Annotated in this window: 1 rRNA gene; it reads right to left on the bottom strand. The window is 59.4% G+C overall.

The annotated features are described in order from the left end of the window. Positions 1 to 217, bottom strand: a 16S ribosomal RNA gene (locus JDF658_RS12945); the annotation flags it as partial.

The following is a 217-nucleotide window of genomic DNA, read 5'->3' as shown; positions in this document are numbered from 1 at the left end:
TTTACGCCCAGTAATTCCGGATAACGCTCGCCCCCTACGTTTTACCGCGGCTGCTGGCACGTAGTTAGCCGGGGCTTCCTCCTCAGGTACCGTCACCTTCCCCCACTATTCGCAAGGGAGACTTCGTCCCTGAAGACAGGGCTTTACGACCCGAAGGCCTTCTTCACCCACGCGGCGTTGCTCCGTCAGGCTTTCGCCCATTGCGGAAGATTCCCCA

Origin of the sequence: Carboxydocella sp. JDF658, from assembly GCF_002049395.1 — a bacterium.
Classification (GTDB): domain Bacteria; phylum Bacillota.
Note: the sequence above shows the minus strand (reverse complement) of the source record. Positions and strands in the feature narration are given on the sequence as shown.